At 73.8% G+C, this 14,803-nt stretch carries 13 protein-coding genes; 3 read left to right on the forward strand and 10 right to left on the reverse strand.

Features of this window, described 5'->3' with window-relative positions; translation table 11 throughout:
• Positions 1 to 8 precede the first annotated feature (8 nt).
• The 3 genes from ACQEU6_RS36170 to ACQEU6_RS36180 form a co-directional block, all read right to left on the reverse strand.
• Positions 9 to 881, reverse strand: a complete 873-nt coding sequence (locus ACQEU6_RS36170; RefSeq protein ID WP_499338063.1) for a cytochrome P450 — start codon at positions 879 to 881, stop codon at positions 9 to 11.
• 102 nt (positions 882 to 983) lie between these two features.
• On the reverse strand, positions 984 to 1,631 hold the full coding sequence (locus ACQEU6_RS36175) for a response regulator (protein WP_499338065.1): 648 nt from the start codon (positions 1,629 to 1,631) through the stop codon (positions 984 to 986).
• The gene (locus ACQEU6_RS36180) at positions 1,628 to 2,395 is read right to left on the reverse strand and encodes a sensor histidine kinase (RefSeq protein ID WP_499338067.1); all 768 of its coding nucleotides are present in this window, start codon (positions 2,393 to 2,395) and stop codon (positions 1,628 to 1,630) included. The genes ACQEU6_RS36175 and ACQEU6_RS36180 overlap by 4 nt, the downstream gene beginning before the upstream one ends.
• Positions 2,396 to 2,699: 304 nt before the next feature.
• Between ACQEU6_RS36180 and ACQEU6_RS36185 the strand changes: the two genes are divergently transcribed.
• Both ACQEU6_RS36185 and ACQEU6_RS36190 read left to right on the forward strand, forming a co-directional pair.
• On the forward strand, positions 2,700 to 4,262 hold the full coding sequence (locus ACQEU6_RS36185) for a Rieske 2Fe-2S domain-containing protein (protein ID WP_499338068.1): 1,563 nt from the start codon (positions 2,700 to 2,702) through the stop codon (positions 4,260 to 4,262).
• 163 nt (positions 4,263 to 4,425) lie between these two features.
• The gene (locus tag ACQEU6_RS36190; protein WP_499338070.1) at positions 4,426 to 4,575 is read left to right on the forward strand and encodes a hypothetical protein; all 150 of its coding nucleotides are present in this window, start codon (positions 4,426 to 4,428) and stop codon (positions 4,573 to 4,575) included.
• A gap of 4 nt (positions 4,576 to 4,579) precedes the next feature.
• Here the strand turns inward: ACQEU6_RS36190 and ACQEU6_RS36195 are convergent, their stop codons facing one another.
• From ACQEU6_RS36195 to ACQEU6_RS36225, 7 genes are all read right to left on the reverse strand, one after another.
• The gene (locus ACQEU6_RS36195) at positions 4,580 to 5,497 is read right to left on the reverse strand and encodes a hypothetical protein (RefSeq protein WP_499338072.1); all 918 of its coding nucleotides are present in this window, start codon (positions 5,495 to 5,497) and stop codon (positions 4,580 to 4,582) included.
• A 26-nt stretch (positions 5,498 to 5,523) separates the two neighbouring features.
• On the reverse strand, positions 5,524 to 6,273 hold the full coding sequence (locus tag ACQEU6_RS36200; RefSeq protein ID WP_499338073.1) for a sugar transferase: 750 nt from the start codon (positions 6,271 to 6,273) through the stop codon (positions 5,524 to 5,526).
• Positions 6,274 to 6,275: 2 nt separating this feature from the next.
• Positions 6,276 to 8,984, reverse strand: coding sequence for an O-antigen ligase family protein (locus ACQEU6_RS36205; RefSeq protein ID WP_499338074.1), 2,709 nt, complete (start codon positions 8,982 to 8,984; stop codon positions 6,276 to 6,278).
• A complete protein-coding gene (locus ACQEU6_RS36210) occupies positions 8,981 to 10,201 on the reverse strand; it encodes a glycosyltransferase (RefSeq protein WP_499338075.1) in 1,221 nt (406 codons plus the stop codon). Before ACQEU6_RS36210 ends, ACQEU6_RS36205 begins: the two co-directional genes overlap by 4 nt.
• 55 nt (positions 10,202 to 10,256) lie before the next feature.
• The gene (locus ACQEU6_RS36215; protein WP_499338076.1) at positions 10,257 to 11,402 is read right to left on the reverse strand and encodes a DegT/DnrJ/EryC1/StrS family aminotransferase; all 1,146 of its coding nucleotides are present in this window, start codon (positions 11,400 to 11,402) and stop codon (positions 10,257 to 10,259) included.
• 4 nt (positions 11,403 to 11,406) lie between these two features.
• The gene (locus tag ACQEU6_RS36220; protein ID WP_499338078.1) at positions 11,407 to 12,756 is read right to left on the reverse strand and encodes a YveK family protein; all 1,350 of its coding nucleotides are present in this window, start codon (positions 12,754 to 12,756) and stop codon (positions 11,407 to 11,409) included.
• Positions 12,757 to 12,867: 111 nt separating this feature from the next.
• Positions 12,868 to 13,524 carry a response regulator gene (locus ACQEU6_RS36225; protein WP_499338079.1) on the reverse strand — a complete coding sequence of 219 codons (657 nt, stop codon included), beginning with the start codon at positions 13,522 to 13,524 and terminating at the stop codon, positions 12,868 to 12,870.
• A 263-nt stretch (positions 13,525 to 13,787) separates the two neighbouring features.
• Here ACQEU6_RS36225 and galE point away from each other — a divergent pair, with 263 nt between their 5' ends.
• Positions 13,788 to 14,792, forward strand: a complete 1,005-nt coding sequence (gene galE / locus ACQEU6_RS36230) for a UDP-glucose 4-epimerase GalE (RefSeq protein WP_499338081.1) — start codon at positions 13,788 to 13,790, stop codon at positions 14,790 to 14,792.
• Positions 14,793 to 14,803: the final 11 nt, after the last annotated feature.

Genomic DNA, 14,803 nt, shown 5'->3' on the forward strand with positions numbered 1-14,803 from the left:
GGAAAAGTTCAGCGGACCCAGCGGACGGGCAGGTGCGCGAACCCGTGCCGGGCGCTCGACCGCAGCATCACCGGCTCGCCCGCCGCCCGCGGCAGCCCGGGGCGTTCGAACAGCGCGACGAGCAGGGCCCGCAGGTGCACCCGCGCGAGCCGCGCGCCCAGGCACGCGCGGTGCCCGAACCCGAAGCACAGGTGGGGCGGGGCGTCCCCCAGGAACCGGTCGGGGACGAAGCGCCCCGGCTCGGGGAACACCTCGTCGTCGTGGTTCGCGGACACCAGCCACAGCATGAGCTCCTCGCCCGCGAGCAGCGGCACGTCGCCCATGACCGTGCCGCGCCGCACGGTGCGCCGGACGTGCAGCACCGGCGTCCACCAGCGCAGCATCTCCTCGACCGCGCTGTCGAGGAGCCGGTCGTCCCGCCGCCCCTCGCGGAGCCGGACGTACTCGGCCGGGTGGCGCAGCAGCGCGTGCAGGCCGCCGGCGAGGGTGTTGCGCAGCGTCTCGGGAAGGTCGCGGGCGACCTCGCGGACGAAGTCGACCGGCTCGCCCGGCGGGATCCGCGCCAGCATCGCCTCCACCGGCGGGTCCATGTCGATCAGCGCGGCCTCGCCCGGCGGCTCGTCCCCGCTCACCGGCCCGTGCACGACGCCGTCCACCTGCGGGGAGAACAGTTCGGGGTGCGTGAGGGCATGCCGGACGTCGCGGTGGCGCAGGACGGCCCAGGCGCCCGGCCGTCCTGCCGTGCGCCCGTCCAGCCACACCACCGGCGTCCGCGTCCGGAGCCGTTCGAGGCTCTCGTAGGGGACCCCGCGCGCGTAGGCGTCCGGGCAGTCGAGGACCCCCGCGTCGGAGACGGGCAGCGTGCCTCGCCGTTGAGGCATGGGAACCTCCTCTACCAGGCAGACGCTAACGTGTTGCGGCCGCACCCTGAAGGGCCGGATTCGGCCGTGCCCGCCGGGATTCCCCCCGAAACCGCGTGCCGGTCATCCCGCGAGCCACTCTCCGGTCTCCACGCTGACCAGGCCGTGCCGGGCGGCCTCGATCACGGCCTCCCGCTGCGAGTGCACCCCCAGCTTGCTCAGCACGCTCTGGACGTGGCTGCGCGCCGTGCTGCGCGTGACCCCCATCGCCCTGGCGAGCATCTGGGTGGACTCGCCGCGCGCCAGCCGCGTCAGCACCTCGCGTTCCCGCGGTGTGAGGAACCGCGCGAACGTCCGCGCCTGGTCGTGCCGCCGGCCGTCGCCCCGCCGGAGCTCCTGGTCGACGACGATCTCTCCGTCGGCGACGCGGCGCAGCACGGCGAGGACGTCGCCGGTCTGCTGCCCCTTGTGCGCGAACCCGCGGACGCCGGCCGCGAGACCCGCCTCCAGCACCGGCCGCTCCAGGAAGCCGGTCAGCACGACGAACCTCGTCCGCGGGGACGAGCCGCGCAGCCGCGGCATCCAGTCGAGCGCCGTGCCGGACGGGAAGTGCAGGTCGATGAGGCAGAGATCGGGCCGCCCGGCCCGGAGCGCGGGCAGCGCCTCGGCGGGGGAGTAGGTCACCTCCACGACGCTGTGCCCGGCGTTCGCCAGCACGAGGGACAGCGATTCGGCGAAGACCGCGTGGTCGTCGCAGATGACCACCCTCATGGGTACGGCCGCCAGTCGTCGGAGTGCCCGTCGGCGAGGGCGCCCGCCGCGCGGTCGCGCGGGGGCGGGGCCGCCGGCAGCAGCATGCGCACCCGCGCGCCGCCCATCGCGCAGGTGTCGATCTCCAGGGAGCCGCCGTACCCGGAGATGAGGTCGTGGACGATGCCGAGTCCCAGCGACGCCAGGCCGGGCCGGGCCGGGCCCCGCCCCGCCGGCGCCCCCCAGGCCGCGCCGAACCCCGGGCCGTCGTCGTCGACCTGGATGACGAGCCGCCCCTGCACCGCCTCGACGAGCACGTCCACGCGTCCCTCCGCGACGCGGCACGCGTTCTCCAGGACGTTGCGGACCGCGCGCCAGAGCGCGACCGGGTCCAGGTGCGCCCACGCCTCGCCGGCGGTGAGGCGGATCTCGTGCGCGGTGACGAGCCGCATCCCGGTGACGACCTCGGCGGTGAGGTCGTCCACCCGGATCCGCTCCGGGGCGGGCGCAGGGCGGTCGTCGTCCTCGTCGAGCCGGCGCAGCAGGTGGTCGAGCCACCGGGTCTCGCCGAGCAGCTGCTCGATGCGGGCCCGGCTGGTGTCGCCGACGTCGTCGGCGACGGCGACGGCCGAGGCCAGCATGATGATCGTGCCCAACTCGTGCCGGATGTCGTGGCGCAGCCGCCGCCGCCACAGCTGCTGCCCGCCGTGGTCGGACGCGCCCGTCCGGTCGCGGTGGTCGTGGCGCCTGCCCTCCCGGACGCCCGTACCCGCGAGCGTCCTCACGCCCGCGGGAGTGTCCGCTCGGGTAGACCGAGCCCGCCCGTTGTTCATGACGACCACCGCCCGCTATTCCAGCACCCGCATCGACGATCGCCCGGCCGCCCCGCGGATGTCCAGCGGCGCTCCCAGCAGAATACCCCTTTTGTCCGGAAGTGGTCATTCCCTGTCGGGGGTAAACTCGATCTATTTTTTGGACGTCTCGACCGACAAATCAAGACCGTGCGAATATCCCTTTCATGCTGACGGCGTAGCCCCTTTACGCACTTCGGCGGGTGTGCCGGCGGGATCGCGGAGAGACAGTCTGGACATGCCGACTGTCACATTTATCGGGCATGCGGGGGTGGCGGTGGACGCGGCCGCGTTCCATCTGCTCGCGGACCCGTGGTTCGCTCCGACCGGGGCCTTTCTCGGCGCCTGGCACCAGTATCCGAGAAATGATCACCTGGATCTCGCGCCGTTGCTCGACGCCGACTGGGTGGCGGTCTCGCACGAGCATCTCGACCATTTCGACCCGTGGGTCATCGAGCGCCTTCCCGTCCGAACCCGGATCCTGATTCCGTGTTATCCCGGACCCGCCTTCCGGGAGCGCATGGCGGCCGCCGCGGGCGGGCGGCGGGTAATCGAGATCCGGCCCTGGGAGAAATTCGCGCTCGATGATCGCGGCTCCTGGATCACCGTCATTCCGGAACTGTCGCCCATGTGCCACGACGCCGCCTTTCTGATCGTGGCGGACGGCCGCGGGATCCTGCACTGCAACGACGCGAGGCTCACCGCCGCGCAGGCCCGCCGGGCGAGGCACATGGCGGGCGGCCGGCTCGACCTGATGGCGCTCCAGACGTCCGGGGCGTCCTGGCACCCGATCTGCTACGAGTACTCCGACGCCGAGATGGCCGAGGTCTCGATGGCCAAGCGCGTCTCCAAGCTGCGCGCGGCGCAGCGGCTGGTCCGGCAGACCGAGCCCGCGCTGGCCGCGCCGTTCGCCGGGCCGCCGTGCTTCCTGGACGCCGAGGTCGACCATCTCAACAGCGTGCTCGACCAGGCGGACGGCGCGTTCTGCGACCCGGAGGTCGCCACGGCCTGGCTGCGCGAGCATCTCCCGGCGCAGCGCTGGGAGTGCTTCAGGCCGGGCGACGCCGTCGACCTGGACACCGGGGAGATCACCCGCGACCCGGTCTCGGCGGAGTTCTCCTTCGCCGACGCCGCCCGGAGCGACTACCTCCGGCGCTACGCCGCCGACCGGGCCGACGCCATCGCCGCCGTCCTGGCGGACCACCCCGAGCCCGGCCCGGACCTGTTCGACCGGTTCACCGCCCACTTCGCGCACCTCGGCGGGCTCAGCGACTACTTCCTCCGGCGGATCGCGATGACCGTCCGGTTCGAGGTCACCGGCCCGAACGGCGGCGTCTGGGACGTCGACTTCTCGCCGGACGGCCTCACGGTGGCGCAGGCGTCCCCGGACGTCCGCCCGCACTACCGGATCACCACGGCGGCCCGCTGGCTGGACGGCGTGCTCACCGGCCGGATGGCGTGGGAGGACCTGCTCATCTCGTTCCGGCTCAGCCTCTACCGCGACCCCGACGTCTACAACGACCACCTGGTCGGGCTGCTCAAGCACGCGAACGCGCCGGCGCTGAACGCCGTCGAGGCGTACGAGACCGGACGGGACGAGAGCGAGCGCATCGTCGTCGCCGACGGCGGCGTCCGCTACGACATCCCGCGCTACTGCCCGCACGCCGGCGAGGACCTGTCGGTCGGCGCGGTCGTCCGGGACGGCCGGATCCACTGCCTGGCCCACAACTTCGCCTTCGACCTCGCCACCGGCGAGTGCCTCAACGCCCGCGCCGCCAACCTCACCAGCCGCCCGATCTGACCGCGCCGCGGGAACCGTGCGGGGCGGCACGGAACTGCACGGGACTGCGCAGGATCACAAAGGCGTTACGAAGGGTGAGAAACGGGCAGATCCGGAACAGAAGATAGATCATGCCGTGTTAAATTTTTTGCTTGCTCGTCCGGGGGTTGTAAGGGGTGCGCGGTTGAACCGCAGGAAGCTCGGCCTGGTGGCCGTCGCGTTGATTCTGGCCGTCGGTGTGATGGAGGTCCTGGCCCTGAGGCTGGGGTCGCTCGAATTCTCGGTCCCGTCGAACTCGCATCCGGCCGTGGCCGACCAGCCCGACGGGCACTGACCTCTCAGCGCGCCGTGTTGCGGGCCCTCATGAGGCTCTGCAGGTCGGGATGGGCGCCGCCGGAGGCGTCCGCGAGGGTCGGGCAGGCCCACTCCCTCTGCCGCCCCCAGGAGTAGGAGATCTCCAGCGGCGGCCGCGGCGCGAGCCGGTCCCAGCGCGCGAGGATCGCGCGGAACTGGGCCCGCGTCGGCATCCAGTACTGCCGGTCGCCCTCGGCGCAGCTCTGCCCGAACGTCTGCAGGACGGGCGCCACCCGGGCGCGCGGGATGCCCGCGGCGTCCGCCATCCGCACCATCCGGTCGATCGCCCCGATGTCGCAGCGCCCGCGGGCCTCGGGCGAGCCCTTGCAGGGGTAGGGGTCCAGGCCGACGAGGTCGACGCCGGCGCGCCGCGGCGTGAACGCCTTCATCGGCCAGTCGGTCAGCGAGACGAACGAGATCTGCCCGGGCGCGTTCCGCTCGATGTACCGGGCCCGGCGGCCGATCTCGCCGGCGACCTCCGGGCAGTCGCCGGTGTTCGGCTCGTCCGACAGGTACCACCCGTACACCTTCGGGTCGCGCCCGAACCGCTGGACGGCCCGCGTGAAAGCGTCCCAGCCGAGCTCGAAGTCGCCGCAGGTGAAGTTGCCGACCCAGAGCAGCGCCTGCATCCCGGCGGGCACCCCCGCGACGAGCGAGGGGTCCGCCTCGACGTCCACCAGGTCGTAGCCGAGCGACCGGAGCCGGGGATAGTCGGACGGCTGGGTGTTCAGCGCGATCCGGCGGGTCCTCCCGGGCTCGGTGGCGGGCGTCCCCGGCGCGGCCGTCGGCCCCCGGTACGGCCGCTCGCCGGACGTCCGGTGCAGGTGGAAGAGGAAACCGGCCGCCAGCACCACCGCCGTGGCGACGGCCGCGATCTTGAACCGGGCGTCCTGGACGTCCATCCCGCGTCACTCCCCGAAGGCGATGGTCAGGCGGCGGAGCCGGGCTCCTCGGCGGCGCGGACCGGCTGCTCCCGCGCCCCCTCGGCGGCGGTCTCGCGGACGGCCCCGGCGGCGTCCACCCGCAGGGGCGGGACCGTGAAGCCGAGAAGGTGCCTGACGGTGTCCCAGAGCGCGCCGAACGTGGCCCGCATCGACGGGTCCCGCAGGTAGACGGCGTCGACCGCGACCCGCGCCGGGACGATCCGCTCGATGTAGCCGGCGAGGTCGACCTCCTCGCCGGGGCCGAGCACGTCGAAGTCGCGGAACCGGACCTCGGACACGCCCGTCAGGCCGGGCCGGTGGTCGAAGACCCAGCGGCACCGCGCGTCGTAGTGGACGGCGAGGTCGTAGGTCTCCGGGCGCGGCCCGACGAGGGTCATCTGGCCGCGCAGCACGTTCACCAGTTGGGGCAGCTCGTCCAGCGACCACCGGCGCAGGATCTTCCCGGTCCTCGTCAGGCGCGGGTCGCAGTTGGCGGTGACGGCGAGACCGCCGACGCCCTGCCGCATCGTCCGGAACTTGTACATGGTGAACGGCCTTCCGCCCTGCCCGACCCGGGTCTGCCGGAACACGCCCGGCCCCGGGCTGGACAGCCGCACCAGCAGGTAGACGGCCAGCAGCGGGACGCTGAGCACCAGCAGCCCGGCGGCCGCGCCGGCGACGTCCAGCACGCGGCGCGCCGCGGACGGGGGGACGCCGTCGGAGGTGTCGACGGGACGGCTCGCGAACTCGGACATGATCACCCCTGGTGTTCGGGTGCGGGGGGCGTGGGCGCGGCCTTCCCGGCGCGCCGGAACAGGACGAGCAGCGCCGCCGTGGTGGCGACGAAGGAGACGGACGTGGCGACCGCGGCGCCGACCGCGCCGTGCGCGGGGATCAGGACCGCGCCGAGCACGACGACGACCGCGAGCCCGACGCCCTGCCCCGCGGACGCGGCGCCGGGCCGTCCGACCCCGTACAGGCACGCCATGACGAGGCCGGTGACCCCGAACGTCACGACGCCTGCGAGCCGGATGTAGGTGGGCACGACCGCGTCGTCGAACACGTCGCCGAAGATCCAGGGCAGCGCGGTCCCGGCGGCGAGGGCGAGCGGCAGCGCGGCCAGGGCCGACACGCCGAGCGCGGGCAGGATCAGGCGGGACGTCCGCCTGATCGCGGTGTCCCGGTCCTCCTTGGCGAAGTCCGGGTACAGGATGTAGTTGACCGCGAGCCCGGGGAGCTGGACGAGCTCGGCGAACTTGCTCGCGACCGTGTACACGCCGAGCACCTTCGGCCCGGCGAGCGCGCCGAGCAGCGCCATGTCGAACCGCAGTTGCAGCAGGTCGATGAGCTGGCCGAGGTAGCCGCGCAGCCCGTATCCGGCGATGGACCGGCCGAGCCGCCGGTCGGGGCGCCCCCACCCGGCGAAGAACCCGCGCCGCGCGAGCCGCCGGGCGATCCACGCGGCGGCGGCGACGTCGGCGAGCACCAGGCCGGTGATCAGCGCGCCGGGCCCGTACCAGCCGGTGAGGAGCACGAGGTAGATCGGGAGGAACACGAACTCCTCGACGGCGATGGCGAGGCTCGCGCCGGGCTGGTCGCCGGTCCCCTGGAGCAGGCCCTTGCCGACCGAGACGAAGCCCTGGGTGAAGGACGGCGCGGCGGCGGCGACCGCGACCCAGAGTCCGAACGACTTGAAGAACACCAGGTAGACCAGCGGGCTGAGCGCCAGCCAGCCGGCGCCGGAGACCGTCGCTCCGATCACCGTCAGCCACGCCAGCGTGGGCCGCACCCGGCTCTGGTCGTAGCCGCCCCGGGCGAGGAAGAAGGGCGCCGCGCCCGGCAATCCGGCGCTGGCCAGCTGGCACAGCAGCCCCGGCAGGATCCGGACGAGTGTGAAGGCGCCGACGAGCGCGGGCCCGCCGATCCGCGCCACCAGGATCGTCGCCACGCCGAGCGAGGCGAGCGCGCCGACCCGCCCCGCCACGTTCCCCGCGACCAGCGCCAGCAGCCTGCGCCGCGTGCTCCCCGTCCGGCCCTCGGGCTTCGGGGGCGGCGGTGCGGCGACCGGCGCGCCGTTCAGATTCGCCCGGCCGTTCACCGCCCGGCCGTTCACCGCCCGGCCGGTCCTCGACGGGATCGGCACCGGCTTCGCGCGCGGTCGTGACCCGGCCCGGCGGACGGGGGAGTCGCCCCGGCGTCCGAAGAGGTCGAGCGCGGCGATCAGCCCGAAGATCGCCCAGCCGTGCCGGTAGTGGAGCGTCTCGTAGAAGAGGCCGGAGACGAGGAAGACGGCGACGAGCGCGCCGAACAGCTCCGGGCGCGGGACGAGCCGCGCGTACTCGCCGGTCAGCGCGTCCCGGCGGGCGACTCGGACGCACGTGCGCAGCAGGACGAAGACCAGGACGACGAGCGCGACGCCGCCGAGGAAGCCGCGCTCCAGGACCGCGGCGACGTAGTCGTTGTGCGCCTCCCGGACGTAGGTCTCCTGCCGCACCAGCATCTGCGCCTCGGTCCGGCCGGGCCCGATGCCCCACGGGTGCGTCTGGTCGCCGATCATCTGGAGGGTGGTGGCGAGGACCGTCCCGCGCGAGTTCGTGCTCTCCCCGGTCGTCCGCCCGATGGAGTCGCGCAGGATCGGGGACGCCTGGCCGGCCCGGTCCAGGTACGGCTGGACGTCGACCTGGGTGACGACCGCGACTCCGGCCCCGCCCACGAACGCGGCGAACAGGCCGACGGCGATCGCGTGGTGCGCCCGGCCCTCGCGGAACAGCCGGAACAGGAAGCCGAGCAGGACCGCGACGCAGAGCGCGAGCAGGCCGCCGTTCGAGCCGGTGAGGAGCTCGGCGGCGAGCAGGACGCCGCAGACCGCCCACCGTCTCCCGCGGCCCCGCGGATACCGGGTCGCGCGGGCGACGAAGAACACGCAGATGAACCAGTTGGACGCGTAGTTCGCGTCGCCGAACGTGAACATCGCGCGCTCGCCGTCGACCTGCTTGCCCGACAGCGCCTCGATCCCCAGCACGAAGCCGACGATCATGACGGCGGCGTAGCCCGTCCCGATCCGGACGAAAGCGCGGAGCGCGACCCGCAGCAGCGCCGGGTCGCGGCCGAGGTTGGCGATGCTCACCGCCCACAGCAGCACGAACATGTCCTTGAGCAGGGTGAGCGCGCCCGCCTCGTTGACGACGGCGGCGACCCCGCCCGCGATGATCGTCATCAGGGTGGGGATCAGGAACGGCCACCGGACGGGGAGCCCGCGGCGGCCCGCCCACACCAGCGTCGTCGCGATGAGGCCGACCAGCGCGAGGTCGGGCAGCCCGGTGTTGCCGGGGCCCGGCGGGAGGCCCGCGGGCATCAGCATCGGCAGCGAGGCGATGCCCGCGACCAGCACGGCGGCCGCCGTCCGCCGCCCGCGCCGCGCAGGCGGCGGCGCGGGCGCGGGCGGGGCCTCGATGACCGTGGTCATGGGCGGCGGGAGTCGCCTCGGTAGGTCTCGTCCAGGACGGTCCCGAGGTCTCCGGGCGAGAACCACGCGCCGACCCTGGCCCGGGCCCGCTCCGCCATCCGCGCGGCGCCGGACGGGTCGTCCAGCAGCGCCGCCGCGGCGGCGGCGAGCCCGGCCGGCTCCCCGGGCGGGACGAGCAGCCCGGTCTCCCCGGCGAGCACGAGGTCCTGGTTGGACGGGACGGCCGTCGCGACCAGCGGGATCCCCGCCACGATCGCCTCGACCAGCACGCACGGGAGCCCCTCCCAGCGGCTCGCCATCGCCATCACGTCGAACGCGGGCAGCACGTCGGCGACGTCGCCGCGGTGCCCGAGCCAGCGCATCCGCCCACCGATGCCGAGCCTGGCGGTGAGCCTCTCCATCTCGCCCGCCATCGGGCCGCCGCCGACCCACAGGCCGAACACGTCGTCGGGCAGCCGGGCGATCGCCCTGGCGAAGATCTCCGGTCCCTTCTGGAACGTCAGCCGCCCGACCGACCCGACGACCTTCACGCCGAGCGGCAGGCCGAGGCGGCGCCGGGCCTGCGCGCGGGAGCCGGGCTCGGCCGCGTAGGCGTCCGTGTCGACGGCCGGCCAGGACAGCCGGACCCGCTCCGGCGTGGTCAGCCCGAGCCGCAGCGCCGTCGTCACCGTCTCCGACCCGATCGCGAGGAACGCGTCGGTGCGCCGGGCCGCGACCCGTTCGAGGCGTATGTAGAGGTGTCGCCGCGCCCGCGACTGGAACTCGTTGAACGGGAACCCGTGCCAGGTGTGGACGATGCGCGGGACGCCCGCGCGGGCCGCCGCGATCCGCCCGAGCACGCCGCCTTTCGCGCTGTGGGTGTGGACGACGTCGTAGCGCCCCTCCGCCAGGACGCGGGTCAGCGTCCGCAGCGCGGCGAGGTCGTCGCGCGGCGACACCTGCGGCACCAGCGGCCCCACCTGGACGATCTCCATCCCGGCCGCGTGCGCCTGGCGGGTGAGGTCACCGGCGGCGGCGTTGGCGACGGCCTCCTCCCCGTAGAGGACGCCGTTGCCGGTGGAGGAGGCCGTGCTGTCCATACCGACGCCGCCGGTGACGATCGTGCGCTCGTAGCCGCCGTCCGGCAGCGCCAGCGCGCCGTTCAGCGCGACCTGGCCGGCGCCCCCGTTGAACCGGGTGATCACCGTGGCGACCCTGAGCTTCTCCGGGGTGCTCACCGGCGCCGCGCAGGCCGGGAGGGCCGGGGCCGGAACCCGCCTCGTCCGCGCACGGTCAGCTCCGGTTCCGCAGCGCGGCGGAGAGCGCGGCGACGACGCGTCCGACGCCGTCGGCCGTCAGCCCCGGATACAGCGGAAGCGACAGCAGCTCTTCACCGACCCGGTCGGTCACCGGCACGCGCCCGCATTCTTCGGTGCCCAGGATCCGCCGGTAGGCCGTCATCTGGTTCGCGGGGATGAAGTGCACGGACGTCGCGACGCCCGCCGCCTCCAGCTCGGCGCTGACCGCGTCCCGGTCCGGCACCCGGACCTGGTAGAGGTGCCAGGCGTGCTGGACGCCGTCCAGGTCGCGCTGCGGCAGGACGAGGCCGGGCAGGCCCCCGAGCTCCGCGTCGTAGCGGGCGACGATCCCGGCGCGGTCGCGCTGCCAGCCCGGCAGCTCCGCGAGCTGCGCCCGCCCGATCGCCGCCTGGACGTCGGTCATGTTGGCCTTCAGCCCGACCGTCCTCACGTCGTACCGCCAGCTGCCGCCGGGCAGGTACCGCTTCCAGGAGTCCTTGCTCATCCCGTGCATCCGCATCGCGCGGACCCGGTCGGCGAACTCCGCGTCGCTCGACGCCACCGCGCCGCCCTCGCCGATCGGCATGTTCTTGGTGGCGTAGAAGGAGAAGCACGCCGCGAACGACTCCGACCCGACCGGCTCTCCGCCGCGCCCGGCGCCGGGCCCGTGCGCCGCGTCCTCGACGATCTTCGTCCGGTCGAGGCCCGCCGCCTCGGCGAGCGCCGCGACGTCCACCGGGTAGCCGCCCTGGTTCTGGACGACCATCGCCGCGGGAGCGGCGCGGCCGGCCGCCGCCGCGACCGTCGCGGGGCTCGGGACCAGCGTGTCCTCGTCGATGTCGACGAGGACGGGCCGGTGCCCCGCGTGCAGGATCGCGTTGATCGCACCGCAGAACGTCAGGCTCGGCGTCAGCACCGCCGAGCCCGGCGGAAGGTCCAGCGCGCGCAGGCACAGCTCCAGTGCGGCCGTGCACGAGGAGACCGCGACGACGTGGGCGGCGCCCAGATGGTCGGCGAACTCCTGCTCGAACGCGGCCGTCTGCGGCCCCGTCGTGATCCACCCCGAGTCGAGCACCTTGACGACGGCGTCGGCCGCCTCGCCGGACACCGGCGGAACCGTGAACGGAACGGACGAACTCATCTGGTCACCCCTTGATCTTCCGGGATGCGGCGACGACGCCGAGCAGCGGCCAGCCGGACGCGGCGAGAAGGTCGCGGACGGTCTCCAGCCCCGCGGCCCGCGTCACCGGACCGACCACCACGACCACGCCGACCTCGTCGTCCGCACCCGGATCGATCTCCTCGAAGGCGTGCACGTGGCAGAGCCGGCGCACCGGGGCCGCCTGGCCGGTCTCCGAAGGAGATATCTCGGACTTCTTCGTCATCACGGCGATGCCGCCGCCGGCACGGGCCACCGCCGTGCCGCTCTTCTCGCCCGGCCCGCCGCCGTCGGGCGACGTCCCGCCCTCGCCGCCGTCGCCGTCCGGGTCGTCGTCTCCAGGGCGGGCCGTGACGACCTTCGTCTCGTCCCCGTACACCGCGGACGCGATCGACGACACCAGGTCGGCGGGCAGCGGGCCGGGGGCGCCGACCAGCGCGATCCGCCCGACCCCCTCCTTCTTCACGGCGAGCCTGATGCGCCGTCCGAGGTCCGCGAGCTGCTCGGGCTCCCGGTCGACCCAGCCGAGCAGCGGCACCCCGAGCCGCCGCGCGACCCGGCGCTGCCCCGGGATCGTGGGACGCGCCGTCTCCGTCACCACCGCGATCAGGATCCCGCCGACCAGCCCGACCAGGCCCGCGACGGCCGCCGTCATCACGACCGGGTTCGTGCGGGGCGCCAGCACCGCCGGCTGCACGACCGACGCCGTCCCCGCCGACGACAGCTGCGTCTGCAGGTCCGACCGGTTCGACCGCAGGTCGGTGAGCTCCGCCTGCACCCGCTCGCGCTCGTTGGCGGCGCCGATGTCGGGGTTCGGCTGCGCGCCCGCCCGCCGCGACAGCGGCCCGAGCTTCTTCTCCAGGTCCCGGACGCGCTTGTCGATGCCGTCCATCTGCCGCCGGACCGACCCCTGGTTGGACTCGTTGATCTCCTTGACGACCGCGGCGCCGATCGCGTCGGCCAGCCGCCGCGCCACGGCCGGGTCCCGGTCCTTCACCGACAGCTCCACCACGGTGGACGTCCCGAGCCCGGTCACCCCGATCGCCTTCGCGGTCTTCAGCGTGGACCGGTCGACGCGCTGCTGCCGCAGGACCCCGCCCAGCAGGTTCTCGCTGGTCGCGAACGCCTTCACCTGGCTGACCACGATGGACACGCCCGCGTCCCCGGGCGCCGCGTCGGTCGCCCTGCTGCTCGCCTGCAACCGCGTTCCGGCCGTGTAGGGCGGCTCCCGCCCGTTCATCGCCAGGCCCACCAGCACGAGGGGGAGGACCGTCATGACCAGCAGGAGCGCCCAGTAGCTCCGGACCACCCGCGCGGCGACTTCGTCGATCTCCAAGGTCTTCCCCTCCGGCTCCGTCAAGGCCGAGCGTAGGAAGCCGCCCCGCCGGAGGAATCACGCAAAAGACGACCCCGGTCTACGCCGTTTGCACCAGAGCGCTCCCCACGCTCAGTAGTCGTCCGAGGCGGGCCGCATGCCGGCGCGCATCGCGAGGGTGATCGCCTCCAGGGCGGAGTGGAGGTCGAGCTTGGCCAGCAGGTTCTGCGTGTGGGTGCGGACGGTGTTCGCCGACAGGCCCAGCCGCTCGGCGATCTCCGCGCGGCCGAGGCCGTCCACCATGCACTGCAGGACCTCCCGCTCCCGCGGCGTCAGCTCGGCGATCAGCCCGCCACCGCCGCCGCCTTCGGTCAGCCTCCGCAGCACCTCGCCGAGCACGTCCGGGGGGATCCAGCCGCCCTGCCGCGCCGCGGACCGGATCACCCGGGCGACGAGATCGGCGCTCTCGGTCTTCTCCACCCACGCCACGGCGCCGGTCCGGACCGCCCGCACCATCGCGTCCACGTCGCTCATCGCGGTCAGCATCACGACCCGGACGTGGGGGTGGCGCTTGCGGACCCGCTCCAGGACGTCCAGCCCGCTCTCCGTGTCCAGCGTCAGGTCGAGGACGAGGACCTGCGGGCGCTCGGCGGCGGTCAGCGCCAGCGCGCGCCGCACGTCGGCGGCGATCGGGAGGATCACCAGGTCGGGCTCGCGCCCCAGCCGCGCCGCGAGCGCCTCGGCGAAGAGCGCGTGGTCGTCCACGATGAGGACACGGATCGGTTCCATGCACCGACGATGACCGCTGAGCGGCCCGGGCGGATCCTGCAAACGCTGTACTTCGTTTCGGCCGTCCGATTGCCCGGGGCCCGACTCGCGGCCTCTCGGGGCCGCGGCTCCGGGGAAGGCTCGTGCGCGGACGCGGCCGGCCCCGGCCGGTTCACGCGAGACCGGACCCGGTCACCGCGGTCGCGGGACATTGACCGCCCGCGGTCGCCTGCTCATCCTGTGGCTGAAACTTCAGGGGACGCACTGGCCTGCAGGGATGCCACATGAAAGTGCTGATCACAGGGGGAGCCGGCTTCATCGGCAGCACGATCGCCTCCGCCTTCACCGAGCGCGGCGCCACCCCCGTGGTGCTCGACAGCCTCATCACCGGACGGCGCGAGTTCACCGACGGCAGGGTCTTCTACCAGGGCGACATCGGGGACGGGGACCTGGTCGACGAGATCTTCCGCGACCATCCCGACATCGCGCTGACCGTGCACTGCGCCGCGCTGATCGTGGTGCCCGACTCGATGGCGGACCCGCTGCGCTACTACCGGGTCAACCTGTCCAGGACCCTCGATCTCGCGGGCCACCTCGTCCGCAACGGCTGCGATCGGATGATCTTCGCGTCCACCGCGGGGATGTACCGCCCGGAGGCCGACCTTTCGGTCTCCGAGACGTCCGAGCTCGAACCGCAGAACCCCTACACGCGCTCGAAAATGATGGCGGAGCTGCTCCTGCAGGACTTCTGCAAGGCGTACGGTCTGCGCGTCATCTCGCTGCGCTACCTCAACCCGATCGGCGCCGATCCGCGGCTGCGCACCGGCCTGCAGAACAGCAAGCCCACCCACGCCCTGGGCAAGATGATCGAGTGCTACTCGCTCGGCGTCCCCTTCAAGATCACCGGGGTGGACTGGGAGACCCGTGACGGCACCGCGATCCGCGACTACATCCACGTCTGGGACATCGCCCGCGCCTTCCACGCGGCCGCCGCCCGCTTCGACGCGGTCATCCCGCCGGCCGGCGACCACGCCCGCCACGAGGTGATCAACCTCGGCACCGGCGACGGCACCACCGTCCGCGAGCTCGTCGCCGCCTTCCGCGAGGTCGTCGGCGACTCCTTCCGGGCCGAGGACGCCCCCGCCCGCCCCGGCGACGTCGTCGGCGCCTACGTCGACCCGGCCAAGGCATGGGACCTGCTGGCCTGGAAGCCGGAGTACACCGTCGAGGACGCCATCCGCCACTCCCTCCAGTGGGCCGAGCGCCGGAGGGAACCGGACGTCGCCTGACCCGCCCCGGC

This window comes from Spirillospora sp. CA-108201, from assembly GCF_050936235.1.
Taxonomy (GTDB): Bacteria; Actinomycetota; Actinomycetes; order Streptosporangiales; family Streptosporangiaceae; genus Spirillospora.

Excerpts from the sequence above, each read along its gene's own strand:
- ACQEU6_RS36170 (WP_499338063.1), bottom strand. The coding sequence starts at position 881 with ATGCCTCAACGGCGAGGCACGCTGCCCGTCTCCGACGCGGGGGTCCTC.
- ACQEU6_RS36175 (WP_499338065.1), bottom strand. The coding sequence starts at position 1,631 with ATGAGGGTGGTCATCTGCGACGACCACGCGGTCTTCGCCGAATCGCTG.
- ACQEU6_RS36185 (WP_499338068.1), top strand. The coding sequence starts at position 2,700 with ATGCCGACTGTCACATTTATCGGGCATGCGGGGGTGGCGGTGGACGCG.
- ACQEU6_RS36195 (WP_499338072.1), bottom strand. The coding sequence starts at position 5,497 with ATGGACGTCCAGGACGCCCGGTTCAAGATCGCGGCCGTCGCCACGGCG.
- ACQEU6_RS36200 (WP_499338073.1), bottom strand. The coding sequence starts at position 6,273 with ATGTCCGAGTTCGCGAGCCGTCCCGTCGACACCTCCGACGGCGTCCCC.
- ACQEU6_RS36205 (WP_499338074.1), bottom strand. The coding sequence starts at position 8,984 with ATGACCACGGTCATCGAGGCCCCGCCCGCGCCCGCGCCGCCGCCTGCG.
- ACQEU6_RS36215 (WP_499338076.1), bottom strand. The coding sequence starts at position 11,402 with ATGAGTTCGTCCGTTCCGTTCACGGTTCCGCCGGTGTCCGGCGAGGCG.
- ACQEU6_RS36225 (WP_499338079.1), bottom strand. The coding sequence starts at position 13,524 with ATGGAACCGATCCGTGTCCTCATCGTGGACGACCACGCGCTCTTCGCC.
- galE (WP_499338081.1), top strand. The coding sequence starts at position 13,788 with ATGAAAGTGCTGATCACAGGGGGAGCCGGCTTCATCGGCAGCACGATC.